Source organism: Lacinutrix sp. (genome assembly GCF_029238095.1).
Classification (GTDB): domain Bacteria; phylum Bacteroidota; class Bacteroidia; order Flavobacteriales; family Flavobacteriaceae; genus Lacinutrix.
On the sequence record NZ_JAQWGS010000026.1, the window covers coordinates 141,180 to 155,400 of the forward strand.

The 14,221-nt window shown below is 30.4% G+C and carries 16 protein-coding genes; 5 read left to right on the forward strand and 11 right to left on the reverse strand.

What is annotated here, in order from left to right:
• Positions 1-49: 49 nt before the first annotated feature.
• The gene (locus P8H50_RS08640; RefSeq protein ID WP_300207841.1) at positions 50-913 is read right to left on the reverse strand and encodes a winged helix-turn-helix domain-containing protein; all 864 of its coding nucleotides are present in this window, start codon (positions 911-913) and stop codon (positions 50-52) included.
• A gap of 146 nt (positions 914-1,059) precedes the next feature.
• On the opposite strand from P8H50_RS08640, the gene P8H50_RS08645 reads away from it, so the two are divergent.
• On the forward strand, positions 1,060-1,857 hold the full coding sequence (locus P8H50_RS08645) for a hypothetical protein (RefSeq protein WP_300207844.1): 798 nt from the start codon (positions 1,060-1,062) through the stop codon (positions 1,855-1,857).
• Positions 1,858-1,912: 55 nt separating this feature from the next.
• Here the strand turns inward: P8H50_RS08645 and P8H50_RS08650 are convergent, their stop codons facing one another.
• Genes P8H50_RS08650 through P8H50_RS08660 form a run of 3 tightly spaced genes read right to left on the reverse strand, consistent with a single transcriptional unit; the run spans position 1,913 to position 4,317 of the window.
• A complete protein-coding gene (locus P8H50_RS08650) occupies positions 1,913-3,223 on the reverse strand; it encodes a DEAD/DEAH box helicase (RefSeq protein WP_300207847.1) in 1,311 nt (436 codons plus the stop codon).
• Positions 3,224-3,261: 38 nt separating this feature from the next.
• Complete coding sequence (locus P8H50_RS08655; protein ID WP_300207850.1) at positions 3,262-3,858, reverse strand: GNAT family protein; 597 nt, start codon at positions 3,856-3,858, stop codon at positions 3,262-3,264.
• Positions 3,859-3,888: 30 nt separating this feature from the next.
• Positions 3,889-4,317: a PepSY-like domain-containing protein gene (locus P8H50_RS08660; RefSeq protein WP_300207852.1), complete on the reverse strand. Its 429-nt coding sequence runs from the start codon at positions 4,315-4,317 to the stop codon at positions 3,889-3,891.
• Between the two features lie 192 nt (positions 4,318-4,509).
• Here P8H50_RS08660 and P8H50_RS08665 point away from each other — a divergent pair, with 192 nt between their 5' ends.
• Together P8H50_RS08665 and P8H50_RS08670 are read left to right on the forward strand one after the other, a co-directional pair.
• Entirely contained in the window at positions 4,510-6,684 is a 2,175-nt protein-coding gene (locus tag P8H50_RS08665) for a T9SS type A sorting domain-containing protein (RefSeq protein WP_300207854.1), read from the forward strand.
• A 1-nt stretch (position 6,685) separates the two neighbouring features.
• Positions 6,686-6,967, forward strand: coding sequence for a DUF3817 domain-containing protein (locus P8H50_RS08670; RefSeq protein ID WP_300207856.1), 282 nt, complete (start codon positions 6,686-6,688; stop codon positions 6,965-6,967).
• Positions 6,968-7,010: 43 nt separating this feature from the next.
• On the opposite strand, the gene P8H50_RS08675 is transcribed toward P8H50_RS08670, so the two are convergent.
• Complete coding sequence (locus P8H50_RS08675) at positions 7,011-7,400, reverse strand: hotdog domain-containing protein (RefSeq protein ID WP_300207858.1); 390 nt, start codon at positions 7,398-7,400, stop codon at positions 7,011-7,013.
• A 110-nt stretch (positions 7,401-7,510) separates the two neighbouring features.
• Here P8H50_RS08675 and P8H50_RS08680 point away from each other — a divergent pair, with 110 nt between their 5' ends.
• Positions 7,511-7,921 (forward strand): glyoxalase, encoded by a 411-nt coding sequence (locus P8H50_RS08680; protein ID WP_300207860.1) that lies wholly within the window; start codon positions 7,511-7,513, stop codon positions 7,919-7,921.
• An 83-nt stretch (positions 7,922-8,004) separates the two neighbouring features.
• Here P8H50_RS08680 and P8H50_RS08685 read toward each other — a convergent pair whose 3' ends face one another.
• The 4 genes from P8H50_RS08685 to P8H50_RS08700 form a co-directional block, all read right to left on the reverse strand.
• Positions 8,005-10,836 (reverse strand): pitrilysin family protein, encoded by a 2,832-nt coding sequence (locus tag P8H50_RS08685; RefSeq protein ID WP_300207862.1) that lies wholly within the window; start codon positions 10,834-10,836, stop codon positions 8,005-8,007.
• 12 nt (positions 10,837-10,848) lie between these two features.
• Positions 10,849-11,517, reverse strand: a complete 669-nt coding sequence (locus P8H50_RS08690) for a DUF2461 domain-containing protein (protein ID WP_300207864.1) — start codon at positions 11,515-11,517, stop codon at positions 10,849-10,851.
• A gap of 93 nt (positions 11,518-11,610) precedes the next feature.
• Complete coding sequence (locus P8H50_RS08695; RefSeq protein WP_300207867.1) at positions 11,611-11,799, reverse strand: hypothetical protein; 189 nt, start codon at positions 11,797-11,799, stop codon at positions 11,611-11,613.
• A 204-nt stretch (positions 11,800-12,003) separates the two neighbouring features.
• Positions 12,004-12,780, reverse strand: a complete 777-nt coding sequence (locus P8H50_RS08700) for a tRNA pseudouridine synthase A (protein WP_300207870.1) — start codon at positions 12,778-12,780, stop codon at positions 12,004-12,006.
• A gap of 98 nt (positions 12,781-12,878) precedes the next feature.
• On the opposite strand from P8H50_RS08700, the gene P8H50_RS08705 reads away from it, so the two are divergent.
• Positions 12,879-13,298, forward strand: coding sequence for a hypothetical protein (locus tag P8H50_RS08705; RefSeq protein WP_300207872.1), 420 nt, complete (start codon positions 12,879-12,881; stop codon positions 13,296-13,298).
• 355 nt (positions 13,299-13,653) lie between these two features.
• On the opposite strand, the gene hisG is transcribed toward P8H50_RS08705, so the two are convergent.
• Together hisG and P8H50_RS08715 are read right to left on the reverse strand one after the other, a co-directional pair.
• Complete coding sequence (hisG, locus tag P8H50_RS08710) at positions 13,654-14,028, reverse strand: ATP phosphoribosyltransferase (RefSeq protein ID WP_366900973.1); 375 nt, start codon at positions 14,026-14,028, stop codon at positions 13,654-13,656.
• Entirely contained in the window at positions 13,941-14,132 is a 192-nt protein-coding gene (locus tag P8H50_RS08715) for a hypothetical protein (protein WP_300207875.1), read from the reverse strand. The genes hisG and P8H50_RS08715 overlap by 88 nt, the downstream gene beginning before the upstream one ends.
• Positions 14,133-14,221 lie beyond the last annotated feature (89 nt).

A 14,221-nucleotide genomic window follows, 5' to 3' on the forward strand; every position in this document is an offset into this window, starting at 1 on the left:
AAGATAACTACACTTTTATAAGATGTACTACCAATTCTTAAAATATACTTTAAAGTACTTCCAACTTATAACCTACTCCATGAACGTTAGTTAGCTTTATTGAAGCATCCTCTTGTAGTTTTTTACGTAATTTAGAAATATAAGTATCTAAACTTCTACCAACAAAAACACCATGGTCTTCCCATACTTTTTTTGTGAGTTCGTCTCGCTTTATTATTTTATTTGGGTTTGCTACAAATAGAGCAAGAAGCTCGCATTCTTTTTTTGAAAGACTAATTTCTGTTGCTGCTTTTACTAAATTGTTTTGCTCTGGATAGAATTTGTACTGTCCAATCGCCTTATAATTGTCTTGATTAATTTCATTCGATGGTTTAGACCTTGTTCTAAAAAATTTAAATAGCAATAACCCAAAAATACCTATAATAGATAAAACTATAGGCAAAGTATAACCAGAACCAGCTTTAGTTATTTTAGTAAATCTAACCGTTACCAAATAACAATCACTATGTAATTGTCTGCCACCACAAGGGATGATTCCATTTTCTTTGTTTTCTTTCATTTCGTAGCTATAAGCTACTTGATTGTCTTCACATTTTATAACTTCGGTAAGATACTGATTAGGTAAACTAGCTTTTTCAAAACTAATTTTTATATGTTTTACCAAAGTATCTGGATGAATACTTAGTTGGTTTTCAAAAGATAATTCATATTTAAAATTACCTAAATTTATAACTGGCATAATTAAAGAAGTTGAATCTTGATTGCTTAGTAATAAATGATGTCCAACATCACGTAAAGCTAGTTTTGTGGTTTCAGAACGTGTAGTGTTTGGTTCTTTTGTACAAGATAAACTCACTAATAAAAGAGCAAAAACAGTACAATAGAATACTACAGAATAAATGTGTTTTCTCATAATTAGCTGTAAATAACACATAATTTTATGACTTTTGGTAGTTGTTGACACTTCTTTTACATTCTTTTGACATATTTTGAAACTATTCCTCCTAGTTTTACTTCATCAAACAAAATAAGTCATCATTAATCATTAAATTTAAAGTTATGAAAAAAAGTATCCTCATTATTTGTACTACAGTTATTACATTAAGCGTTATTGCTTTTTGTGTTTTAAACAGAAACAAAAAAGAAGTTAATGTTTCAAAAGACCTTGCAATTAACTCAACACAAACAGACAAAAAAGAACCAGAAGTATTTGAAGATTTTATATATGATGTTGGTACACGATTTAGACCAATAAAAAAGAGTGCGCTAAAAAAGATAAAATCCTTTGAAGCTTTTTTAGATCAAGAAGTTGTGGATGGTATTATAGACGTTGAGTCTGTAAGTGTTGTAATTTTTAAAGATGAAAAATATTCTGAAATACAAGAACAAGCTAAAACACCTTTATTTAATGTCAACCAATTAAAGCTTTTACAAAACTCAGACTATTCAACAAATTTTAAAATTTCAGTATACTTTACTGAAAAAAATACCGAAACAAATGCTATCCAAACTAATCATTGGACACCACACCATACTATAGTCCCAGAAAAACAAGCTGAATATTCTAAAGGAAAAGCTGTGCTTTTAAACTTTTTAAGAACTAAAGGAAAAGCCATTGTAGCTTCTGAAAAAGTAGAACCAAAAAAATTACAAGCCGCTAAACTCTTTTTTACAGTTTCAAAAATTGGAGACATTAAAAGTGTAAGATTAGACAGATCCTCTAATTATCCAAAAATAGACGATTTTATGATTCAATTAATAAAAAACACTCCAGACCAATGGGTTCCTGCTGAAAATAAAAAAGGTGAAAAAGTAGAACAGGAATTAGTGGTATCGTTTGGATTAATGGGTTGTTAAACCTAACACTAAAATTGTAAAAAAACAGGTTGTATTTATCAGCCTGTTTTTAGTTCTATACCTCATGAACACGTACTTTTTTCTTCTTTAGTCGTGTATTATTGGTATTAGCAATAATGGTTTCCAATTTAACTTTTGGCACAGCAACAAAAGCGCAGTCTTGTTTTAACTCAATTACACCTAATTCGTTACGTTGCAAATTACCTTGTTTAAAAAACAAACCAGCAATATCGGCTTTAGAGATTTTATCTTTTCTTCCTCCAGAAATAAATAAGGTGGACCACTCACTTTTAATTTTAGAGGTCTTTCCTCCTAGCTTTTCAATTTGAGTAGATGTTATAAACTCTGGTAAATATTCGTTTTCCCATTGCAAAACATATGCTGTTCCTTGTGCATTCATTCTGGCAGTTCTACCATTTCTATGAGTAAACTCTTCAGCTTTTAAAGGCAATTGATAATGTATAATAAAATTTAATTCTGGAATATCTAAACCTCTAGCAGCCAAATCTGTAGCTATAATAATTTGATGCGTTCCGTTTCTAAATTTTATTAAAGCACGCTCTCTGTCTATTTGTTCCATTCCTCCATAAAAACAACCATGTGGTATGTTGTTCTCTAGAAGAAAATCGCTTACATATTGAATGGTATCTTTAAAATTACAAAATACAATTCCTGGTTTATTACCAATAGAATGTAATAAATCTACTAAGGTTTGTAGTTTGTTCTTTTCTGGAGAAATCACCTTCTTAACTACTAAATTAGAGGTTTTAGTATCTAAATAATCTATAACTATTTCGTTTTCAAGACCAACAAATCTTGGAATTTCCATGTCCTGAGTTGCAGAAGTTAAAATTCGTTTTTTAATATTTGGTAAACTAGCTAAAATAGCACTCATTTCTTTTTCAAAACCTATTTCTAGAGATTTATCAAATTCATCTAAAACCAGCGTTTTAATGTCTTCGACTAAAAATGTTTCACGCCTTAGGTGGTCTGCAACGCGACCTGGTGTTCCAATTAATATTGCAGGAGCATGTGCTAATTCTATTTTATCTTTAGAAAATGGTCTTCCGCCATAAACTGCATTTACTTTAAATCCAGATCCCATTTCTCTAACAACTTGCTCAATTTGTATTGCCAATTCACGAGAAGGTACTAATATAAGTAATTGTACATTTTCGCATTTAGCAGATAAATTATTAATAGTGGGTAGCAAAAAGGCAAGTGTTTTACCAGTTCCAGTAGGAGATAATAAAACCGTATTATCAATAGATGAAATAGATAAAAACGCTTCTTCCTGCATAGGATTTAGCGCTTCTATATTCAATTTGTTCAAAATAGCTTGTTGCGATTTATTTTGGTTTGCCATTACTGTTTTTTTGGTAAAGATAAAGACACTTTAATTAATTATAACCTAGAAGCCAAACTAGTTTTAATACTATCAAACCATTCGTTTTTTAGAATACTTAAAACAATGCTATCGCGTCTGTTACCTTCTGGTGTAGAGCAATTTTGCCTTAAAACACCTTCTACTCTACAACCTATACTTTTCATGGCTGCAATACTCTTTTTATTATTATTGTCTGCTCTAAATTCTACACGTTCAACACCTAATGTTTCAAAAGCAAAAGAAAGCATTAAATATTTACAATTTTTATTTAAACCTGTACCTTGATAATCCTTACCATACCAAGTGTAACCTAGCTGTACTGTGTTGTGTTCTGGTTGGTAATCGTAAAAGCGAGTACTTCCTGCGTATGCGTTCTTTCGTTTATCGAATACAATAAAAGGATACGATTTATTATTTAATTTATCATGTAATGCTTTCTCAATATAAACCTTCAAATTTTCTAAACCATTAGCAGGTTGCAAAGAGAATTCCCATAATTTTGGTTCGTAAATTGAAAACCTCGATAACAAATTAATATCATCTGCTTTTAGAGGTGATAGTAGAACAACATCATTTTCTAAGATATAGTCGAAATTAAAGTCTAATAGTTTCATTGCATAAAAAAATAATTAACACTTGTTAAACTAAAGTTCTTCTCCAGAAGCACGATATTCTACATCTTTATTTTTTCCTTTTTGTTTGAATTCTACATCATAAAATTCACCTTTTAAAGCACTATCAACCTTTTCAATCTCAGCGATTTCCTCTTTAGAATAATTTTTCTTAATGGCTTCTCTTATAGATTTTGGTAAGTCTTTTTTAGATATGCTGGTTTCTGTTTCAATCCAAATACCTTCAGGAGAAAAATCAGCTCTATATTTTACACCTTCTTTTTTAAAATGAGATTCAAAATTACCGTGAGCATCTATTTCCCAATCTGGATCGTTTTCATCTGGATACTTTAATTTAAAAGCCTTTTCAACAACTTTTGGAACTTGACTTACAGCTTGATTTTGGCATCCAAAAAAAGCCAACGAACAAATAATTATTAGTATTCGTGATTTTTTTTTCATCTTTTCAATTCTCTATTTTTTTATACTGTTGTAAATTTATTGATTTAAAAATCAAGATTTTATAATCTTATCTTAAAAATCAAGTTTCAAATTATTAAATTTAAAAAATATTATAAATTTATTACTAATACTATGCTTAAAGAATTTTGCAAAACGCATAGTTTCTGTTACCTACACAAATTAATAATTTAAATGAAAAAACTTCTAATTACAACACTATTATTGTTTGTTTCTTTAAATACAATGCAATCACAATCTATTGCAAGACAATGGAATGAAGAATTATTAAATGCTATTAGGTCCGACTTTGCAAGACCTACAATACATGCTAGAAACTTATTTCATACTTCTGTTGCAATGTATGATGCTTGGGCTTTGTTTGATACTCAAGCCGAAACTGTTTTTTTAGGAAAAACATTTCAAGGTTACAATTTTAGCTTTAATGGTATCGCTACACCTACAGATATAAATGTTGCAAGAGCAGAAATGATGAGTTATACAATGTATAGACTTTTAAATTATAGATTTGCAAACTCACCAGACTCAGCTAACACTCTTATTTCAATTAACACTCTGTTTAGTAACTTAGGATACGATGCTACATTTACTTCTACAGATTATAGTACCAACTCTTATGCAGCATTAGGAAACTATTTTGCACAAGAAATTATAGCTTTTGGTCTTCAAGATGGCTCTAATGAACAAAATAGTTATACAAATCAATTTTATTCTCCATCAAATCAGCCTTTAGTTTTGGAGCTATACGAAGACAATACTGCTATAAATCCAAATTCGTGGCAACCTCTAGCATTCGACGTGTTTGTTGACCAGAGTGGAAACACTTATCCTCTAGACACACCTAGTTTCTTGAGTCCTGAATGGGGAGAAGTGAGTCCGTTTGCACTTAAAAGCACAGATTTACAAATATTAAATAATGGTTTTGATTCTTATGTTTATAACGATCCAGGACCACCAGATTATATACAAAACTCTAATGAAGATGGTATTGACGATCCTTATAAATGGTATTTTACATTAGTTGCCTCTTGGTCATCGCATCTGGATCCAAACGATAATACAACTATTGATATTTCTCCAGGAGCTTTAGGAAATGTTGACTTAACCAATTATCCTCAAACTTTTCAAGAATATAAAGCGTTTTACGACTTTACAAATGGAGGAGATTCTGGAACTGGACATGCTTTAAATCCAAGTACAGGATTGCCTTATGTACCACAATTGGTAAAAAGAAGTGATTACGCTAGAGTTTTAGCAGAATTTTGGGCAGATGGCCCAGATTCTGAGACTCCTCCAGGACATTGGTTTACTATTATAAATTATGTAAGCGATCATCCAGATACCGTAAAACAATTTAATGGTCAAGGTCCTATATTAAGCGATTTAGAGTGGGATGTTAAAGGCTATTTGGTTTTAGGTGGAGCAATGCATGATGCTGCTGTAGACACTTGGGGAATTAAAGGTTATTACGATTATATTAGACCAATATCTGCAATTAGATATATGGCTGGAAAAGGACAAAGTACAGATGCAACTTTACCTAGCTACGATCCTCATGGCATGCCATTAATTCCTGGTTTAGTAGAATTAATAGAAACTGGAGATGCTCTAGCTGGAACTGGTGATGAAAATGTAAATAAAATTAAAATTAAATCATGGAAAGGTCCAGATTTTATTACAGATCCAGCAGTTGATGTTGCTGGAGTAGATTGGATTCTTGGAGAGCATTGGTGGCCCTACCAACGTCCTACATTTGTAACACCTCCTTTTGCTGGTTATCTTTCAGGACATTCTACTTTTTCTAGAGCTGCTGCAGAAGTATTAACTTTAGTAACTGGAGACGCCTTTTTTCCAGGTGGAATGGGAACATTTGATATTTTACAAAACGATTTTTTAGTTTTTGAAGAAGGACCAACTCAAAGTTTTACTTTACAATGGGCAACCTATAGAGATGCTTCAGATCAAACAAGTTTATCTCGTATTTGGGGAGGAATTCATCCTCCAATAGATGACATAAGAGGTCGTATTATTGGTGATAAAATTGGTAAAGAAGCCTATGACTTAGCAGTACAATATTTTGATGCGTCACTATCTACCTCTGAGAATACTTTGGAAAACGATATTGTTATATATCCTAATCCTGTTTTAAACCAATTAAACATTCAAACCAGCAGTATTAAAAATTACACTGTTGATATTTACACTATTAATGGTGCATTAGTAAACTCTAGCGCTATTAGCAATAATAAAAGTGTTAATGTTTCTCATTTGTCTGCAGGCTTATATTTAGCAAAATTTATAGATCCTAACACAAAAGAAATCACTATCAAGAAATTAATAAAAAAATAGGATGCTTAAAACGTTTAGAATTATTGCTTTGTTAGAAGGTGTTTCGTATTTGTTATTAATGGCAGCAGCTGTATATAAGCGTATGCCAGAAGGTAACGATGAATATGTTCAACTTCTTGGTATGCCTCATGGCTTACTTTTTGTAGCTTATATTGCTTTGGCAATATTTTTACAAACAACATACAAATGGAATACTAAAACTTTTATTGTTATTTTACTAGGCTCTTTAATTCCTTTTGGAACTTTTTATGTCGATAAAAAATATCTAAAACCTTTAGCGTAATTTAAACTTTTAATTCAATTTTTTTTTGAAAGTTTTAATCACACTAATCGTTTAACCTGTCGCTTATAAACTCTACTTTAGTTTTACCATGTGGTTTTGGCTTACCATCATCTCCAAGGTTTACCATAGTAATATTATCTACTGTAACTATTGTTTCTCGTGTCATCATATTTCTAACTTCGCATTTTAAAGTAATAGAGGAACGTCCAAAACTTTTAACTTCCATACCAATTTCAACTATATCACCTTTTAAAGCTTTACTGTTAAAATTAATTTCGCTAATATATTTTGTAACAATTTTTGAGTTATTAAGTTGAACGACAGTATATAAAGCTGCTTCCTCATCAATCCATGCTAATAAACGTCCTCCAAATAAAGTGCCATTAGGATTTAAATCTTCTGGTTTTACCCATTTTCTTGTGTGAAATCTCATAGTATATTAATTTTTATAAAGATAATTGTTCATAAGACCGTTAACAAGAAAATTCTATAGTGAATCATTATAGCTTCATAATTAATATTTTTATAAAAACTGAAACAATTATGACTACTAGAGATGAACAATTATTAGCTATTAGACCTATTATTTCTTCTATTAAAATTAGTAATAATATGAGTACAGACGAGCGTTTTCAGAACTTAACACTACGTCCTATAATTAAACTGCAAAACGATTTATTTGTTGAAGTTTTTAAAAACTATATTTCTAAACACAAAAATGTGTTTTATGAATTGACTTTAGATAAACGAATGCATTATATAGACAATGCTATACATAAAGATATAAAATTTAGAAATGCCTTAAAAGGAATAATTATTGGCCTATTTACTATTGAAGAATATAAGCTTTACATTACCAACTCTTCAGCATTAAATAAGCGTATGATGAATTTGGTAATACAACGTATACAAAGCCAAATCCAACTGTTAGAACCTGTTCTTGCAGAGGTATAGTTTACTTTTTTTTAAAAAAATTAAATAAAAAGCCACAATTACTAATGAAATTGTGGCTTTAAGATTGATTATTAAATTAACCTTTATTTTTTATTTCCAAAAATATCTAATTCAATAACGGTTTTACCTAATTTCTTTACTTCTTCAAATTGAGTTTTCTTATCTCCTACTACAACATAAATCATCTCCTTTTCATTTAAGTAAGTACCTATAACTTCTTTGTAATCAGATAATTTCATATTAACTAATTCTTCTTGGTTTTTCACTAAAAAGTCTTCAGCTTTATTATACTTGCTCATTTGTCTTAACATACCAAGTTTAGCTCCTAAGCTTTCGAAAGCACGAGTTTGGCTTTTTAAAACTTTTGTTTTTGTTAGCTCTACTTCTTTATCTTTAAAGTTCTCTGCATAATTAGTCAACATCTCTTTTATAATATCTAACGATTTTAGTGTGGCATTTGCTCTTACACTAGTTCGTACTGTAAATGGAGAGACTTCTTTATTAGAACTTATTGAAGAATAAGCACCATAAGTATAACCTTTACCAATACGAAGCGTTTGAAATAATTGTCCGCTAGAACCACCTCCAATAATTTCGTTTGCAAAACTTAAATTATTAGCGTCTTCATTTGTTTGAGATAAGGCTAATTTACCAATGTAAAGTACAGATTGTTTTGCGTCTGGAACATCTATAAAATACAATGTGTTTGCTTTATTTTGTTCTGGTATAGTGTAATTATCTATAACTATAGCATCATTTTTCCAATCGTTTAAAATTGAGATTTTATCTAAGGTTTGCGCTTTAGTTAAAGCACCTGCAAGATGAAAGTTAGCATCTTTTGGTGATAATTTTAAATAATACTCTTGCAAATCGTTTAAAGTAATTTTACTAACCGATTCAAAGTTTCCAGATGTTGGAACTCCAAAAGGATGATTTTCTCCATATATTAATTTATTAAAATTAGAAGATGCTATAAAATTAGGATTAGCCTCTCTACCTTTTAAGTTAGTTTCTAATGCTTGTTTTAAACGGTTATATTCTTTTTCATCCCAACGTGGTTCTAATATAATTTCTTTAACCAATGCTATTGTTTCTTCAAAATTTTTAGCTAAACAAGAGCCAGTTACATGAAAGTCTTCGTTGGTAGTATACATGTTAATTGAGGCTCCTAACATACCAATAGCTTCTTCTAAATCTGCTGCAGATTTAGTTTTAGTGCCTTGCATTAGCAAATCGCTTAAAAGACTTGAAACTCCTGCTTTTTCAATAGATTCTATTAGTTGTCCTCCAGGAATTGTTATATCGAACTCTACTAATGGTACTTCATTATTTTCAATGCCAGTAAACGTCATTCCATTTTCTAACTTGCCTTTCCAAACAATTGGTGATTTAAATAATGGTAACTCACCAAAATCTGGTTCACTTCTATCATATTTGCTTGGTGTTTTCTCATAAACCGCTTCTTCTCCTTGGCTAACTTCTTCGTTTGCAACATCTTTTTTAACTTCTTCTATCCAAACTTTTGCTTCTGTAGATTCTGTAATGGCTAAATTTAGTTGTTCTTTTGGAACAACACTAGTCATTAAATAGTTTTTACCTTTTAAGTAAGTATTATAAACACGCATTATATCTTCTGCTGTAACTGCATTGGTTAATTTAGCAGTTTCTGTTATGTAACTAGGATCGCCAATAAACTCATTATCTTGAACCAATTGGAAGGCTTTGTTTAAAACGGTACTGACACCTCGATATAAGTTAGTTTCTTGCTCTGCTTTTATGCGTTTTAAATCTTTTGTATTAACGCCTTCTGCCTCAAACATGGCTAAACCTTTATCTATGGCAACTTTTACACTATCTAAATCTATGGTTTCGTTAGCTCTTACTCTAAAAATAAATTCTCCAGCTAACTCGCTACTTGACTGGTAACTTCCTACATTAGGTGCTAATTTTTCTTCTTCAACAATAACTTTATATAAAGGTGCTTTTTTACTTCCGCTTAATAATTGTCCTAAAATGTTTAAGGCATAAGAATCCTTATGATACTCCTCTACTGTTGGAAAAACGATACGAAGTTCTGGTAATTTTGCAAAGTTATCTTCAAAATATAGAGATTTAGTAGCTTCAAGTGTAACAGGTCTAGGCTCTAAAGGCTTAACTTCTGGTCCTCTTGGTATTTCTCCAAACCATTTCTTTACTAAAGCTTTAGTTTCCTCAACATCGATATCTCCAGCAATTACAAGTGAAGCGTTACCTGCTCCATAATATTTTTTATAAAATGTTTTAACATCTTCTAACGTTGCCGCTTGCAAATCTGGAAGCGACCCAATAACTGTCCAGTTGTAAGGATGGCCTTCTGGATAAAGGTTTTTTCTAATAATTTCGTTTGTATAACCGTAGGCTGCGTTATCAACACGTTGTCGTTTTTCGTTTTTAACCACTTGTTTTTCGCGTTCTAATGCTGCTTCGGTTACAGTATTAATCATATAACCAAAACGGTCTGAATCGATCCATAAAATTTTCTCGAACGCATCTTTAGGTACCACTTCATAATAGACGGTATAATCGTTAGATGTACCACCATTTCTGCTTCCTCCCCATTCTGGTATCATTTTACGATTAGCACCAACAGGAGTGTTTTCTGAATCGTTAAAACTCATATGTTCAAAAAAGTGTGCAAAGCCTGTTTTTCCTGGCTCTTCACGATTAGAACCAACATGCATTACTGTTGCTACAGCTACAATAGGATCGCTTTTATCTACATGTAATATTACTTCTAGACCATTATCTAAAGTAAATTTTTCATAATCTATTTTAAATTCTGTCTCAGTTTTGGAATCTGCTAGAGATTTGTTTTTGTCTGTACAGGATAGTACAGTTAAAAGCCCAAGAATGGGAAATACAATTTTCTTAATCATGTAATGTTTGTTTTATATTAAAGATTCTCCGTTTAAATTAGTGGTTAAAACATCGCTCATATAATCAAAATATGGTCTTATGCCTTTAAAAGCTTGGTCTATTTTTTCTAATATATCTTTATTTTGCACTTCCTCATCTGTAAATTTCTTAGTGAAAATAAATTGTTTGCGTCTTATTAAATCTATAGCTTTATGCTCTTTATCAAATCCTTTAGGAGCTGTTTTTAATGCTTCACCTTCTAGTTCTCCCCAAACAGATTTAAATGTCTTATTATTGATAATGGCTCTAATTTCTTCATCATCCATTTCGAATTCTTTACGAATACGAAATAAATCTTCTTTTGAAGGATCCCAAAAACCAGTAGCCACAAAACTCTCGTTATTAGGTTGAATATGAAAATAGTAACCTCCTCTTAAGTGAGGTTTTACACGATGAAATGAGCCACTAAAGTGTGTTTTGTAGGGCTGTTTGTTTTTTGAAAAACGAACGTCTCGATAAATTCTAAAGAGTTTTACTTTATCGGTTTTGTCGTGAATGTTTAGCTTTTGGTTTACTTTAGAGTAAAACATTTTAACTTCGCTTTCTAAAGTTTTAAACTCTAACTTATTGCTATTAAACCAATCTCTATTATTATTTTTCTCTAATTTTTTTAAAAAATTAAAGACGTCTTTTGAAACCATAAACCATTTTTAAAAATGAATTTAAAGTTACAAAAAAAGTCTCAGTTGCTAAATTAGCTACTGAGACTTTTAAATTTAATAATTATAAATTTATTATTCTTCTACTTCTTCTACATCTTCAATAACGTCTTGAACATCTTCTGAAGCTGCTTCAACCTCTTCACCTACTTCTTCAATTGTTTCTTCAATAGTTTCTGCTGGAGTTTCTTTTTCTTCTCTACAACCTACAAAGACTAAAGAAAGACATAATAATAAAGTTAAAGTATATGCTGATTTTTTCATTTTTACTGTTTTTTAATTGTTGTTAATACATTTGATATTTCGCCGCAAATGTAATTTTTATTTTAATACAAATTACATTTATTATTAGTTTTTAAATAAAATAATTACAGCGTTTATTAATAGATAAATAACTGCTTGTTAGTAACTTAAATTAGATTAATTTATGTTAAGACATCCAAGTAGTTGATAAAATAATTAACAGCTTTATTCAAACTGAAGACTCTTAAGTATTAATCCCGAAGCAGGTGCAATGTATTCCATTTTAATAGTATTTTCAGGCTCTAAAGACTTTTCGATATCATTTAAAGTAAGCTTTCCTTTTCCTAAATCTATTAAAGTACCCATCATTAATCTAATTTGATTTCTCATAAATCCTTTACCACGAACTCTTAACAAATAGCTTTTTTTAGGAAAGAAATTTGCAGAATATATTGTGTTTTCAATTATCTCACAGGTTAAAATTTCGCGATTATAAATTCCATTATCAGATGGTTTGTAGCAATAGGTTTTTAAGTAATGTTCACCTTGAAATAGTTTGGCTCCCTTTTTCATGATTTCAATATCTAAGTCCTCTAAAATAGTAGTTAATATAGGTGCACAAAACGGATGAAACTTATCTCCAAAAGCAAACAAATACAAATATTCTTTAACTTTAGAGTTATTAATGATATTAAATTTAGCATCTACCTCTTTTATGGCTAATGCTCTAATATCTTGTGGTAAGTTGGTGTTGAAAAGCTTTAAAAAGGCTACCTTATCTTCTATAGGTTCATATAAAAACAACTCTATGGCTGCTTCTTCGGCAGATACCATTGCGTCTGTTCTACCAGATGCTAGGCTCTTAAAGCGTTGGCCTTCAAGTATAAAATTTAATGTTCTATCTACCATTAGATGCAAAGTTTTTACATCTGGCTGCTTTTGCCAACCGTGAAAACGATAGCCTAGATATTGTATAGTTATTAGATAATAAAATTTCTTCAAAAGTGTGCTAATTTATAAACTCGAAAATAACCTATAACTAGCGTTAAACAAAATTTTTATATATTGTATTATTATTAACTAACTAAATATAAAATATTATGACAGTAAATTCAACACAAAAACCGCCAATTTGGTTTTGGATAGTAGCCATTATTGGCTTAATTTGGAATGGCATGGGAGTTAATGCTTATTTACAACAAGCTTACAATACAGAAAGTTTTAGAAACATGTATACTCAAGAACAATTAGATATTGCAGCCAATACTCCTTCTTGGGTTACTGCAGCATTTGCTATAGCTGTTTTTGCTGGCTTCTTAGGTTTTGTATTTATTCTTCTAAGAAAAAAAATAGGCTATTCTTTATTGCTTTTGTCGCTTTTAGCAGTCATTGTTCAAATGAGTTACATTTTAATGAATGGATACGCTAGCAATATTGGGATGACAATAATGATTATTGCATTTGCTATCTTATTTGTTATTTTAGGAAGACTATTTAAAACTAAAGGCTGGATTTCTTAACTAGCAATTAAAAAGAACACACAAAAGCATTAGTTCTAAAATTTTAGAGCTGATGCTTTTTTTATTAAATTCGTTAATAGAAAAAGCATTCTATTGAAAACAAAATACCCATTCGATCCTGAAATTAAACACCATTTAATTATTGCTTTAGGTGTTGCCTTTTGGGTTTTTGCTTTTTTATTTTTTACAGAACCTTTGGATGTTTCAGAATTAAACCATTCTGAAAAGCTGACCTATCTTCCACTCTATGCTTTAGTTGGTGCTTTTTCATATTGTAGCTTTATTCCTTTACAATATTATTTACTTAAAAAGAGTAAGCAAAATTGGAAGTTAAAACACGAATTGGTTTTTATAATTACGCTTTCTCACAAATACCGTCTGCTAAACCAATATTTGGTGCAATTTCAACAGAGCCATTAATAATATGAAGGTTCGCTTTTATACCATTTTTATCTAAAAACTGATTAACAGTGTTTGGATATGAAGTTGCTATTCTTTTACCTGCTAAATCTTTTAAGCTTTTTGCTTTAGAGTTTTTAGGTACAGCTATAGATACCTTACATTTAGAAAAACCTAAACGTTCTACTATTGGCAAATCTGTACCTTTTTCTATTAATACATTCTCGCCAATAATAGCAATGTCTATACACCATCTCTTAAATATTGAGGGATATCTCCATTCCTTAAATAAAAAACTTCTAAAGGAAAGTTTGCTGCTACTGCTTTTAATTGATCTTTACCATTGTCTATAGAAATTCCTATATCTTTTAGAAGCTTCATTGAGTCTTCATTAAGTCTTCCTGATTTCTGAACCGCAATTTTAAGTTTACTCATTTTATTTTTTAGTTTTTGTTTGTTAGAGTAAATCTTTATTCGGATAAACTCCCTTGGTTGTTGGGAATAAAAAAATCCGCTTGATTTAC

Bases quoted from the DNA above. Each gene is read 5' to 3' on its own strand.
- P8H50_RS08640 (WP_300207841.1), bottom strand. From the start codon at position 913: ATGAGAAAACACATTTATTCTGTAGTATTCTATTGTACTGTTTTTGCT.
- P8H50_RS08645 (WP_300207844.1), top strand. From the start codon at position 1,060: ATGAAAAAAAGTATCCTCATTATTTGTACTACAGTTATTACATTAAGC.
- P8H50_RS08650 (WP_300207847.1), bottom strand. From the start codon at position 3,223: ATGGCAAACCAAAATAAATCGCAACAAGCTATTTTGAACAAATTGAAT.
- P8H50_RS08655 (WP_300207850.1), bottom strand. From the start codon at position 3,858: ATGAAACTATTAGACTTTAATTTCGACTATATCTTAGAAAATGATGTT.
- P8H50_RS08660 (WP_300207852.1), bottom strand. From the start codon at position 4,317: ATGAAAAAAAAATCACGAATACTAATAATTATTTGTTCGTTGGCTTTT.
- P8H50_RS08665 (WP_300207854.1), top strand. From the start codon at position 4,510: ATGAAAAAACTTCTAATTACAACACTATTATTGTTTGTTTCTTTAAAT.
- P8H50_RS08670 (WP_300207856.1), top strand. From the start codon at position 6,686: ATGCTTAAAACGTTTAGAATTATTGCTTTGTTAGAAGGTGTTTCGTAT.
- P8H50_RS08675 (WP_300207858.1), bottom strand. From the start codon at position 7,400: ATGAGATTTCACACAAGAAAATGGGTAAAACCAGAAGATTTAAATCCT.
- P8H50_RS08680 (WP_300207860.1), top strand. From the start codon at position 7,511: ATGACTACTAGAGATGAACAATTATTAGCTATTAGACCTATTATTTCT.
- P8H50_RS08685 (WP_300207862.1), bottom strand. From the start codon at position 10,836: ATGATTAAGAAAATTGTATTTCCCATTCTTGGGCTTTTAACTGTACTA.
- P8H50_RS08690 (WP_300207864.1), bottom strand. From the start codon at position 11,517: ATGGTTTCAAAAGACGTCTTTAATTTTTTAAAAAAATTAGAGAAAAAT.
- P8H50_RS08695 (WP_300207867.1), bottom strand. From the start codon at position 11,799: ATGAAAAAATCAGCATATACTTTAACTTTATTATTATGTCTTTCTTTA.
- P8H50_RS08705 (WP_300207872.1), top strand. From the start codon at position 12,879: ATGACAGTAAATTCAACACAAAAACCGCCAATTTGGTTTTGGATAGTA.
- P8H50_RS08715 (WP_300207875.1), bottom strand. From the start codon at position 14,132: ATGAGTAAACTTAAAATTGCGGTTCAGAAATCAGGAAGACTTAATGAA.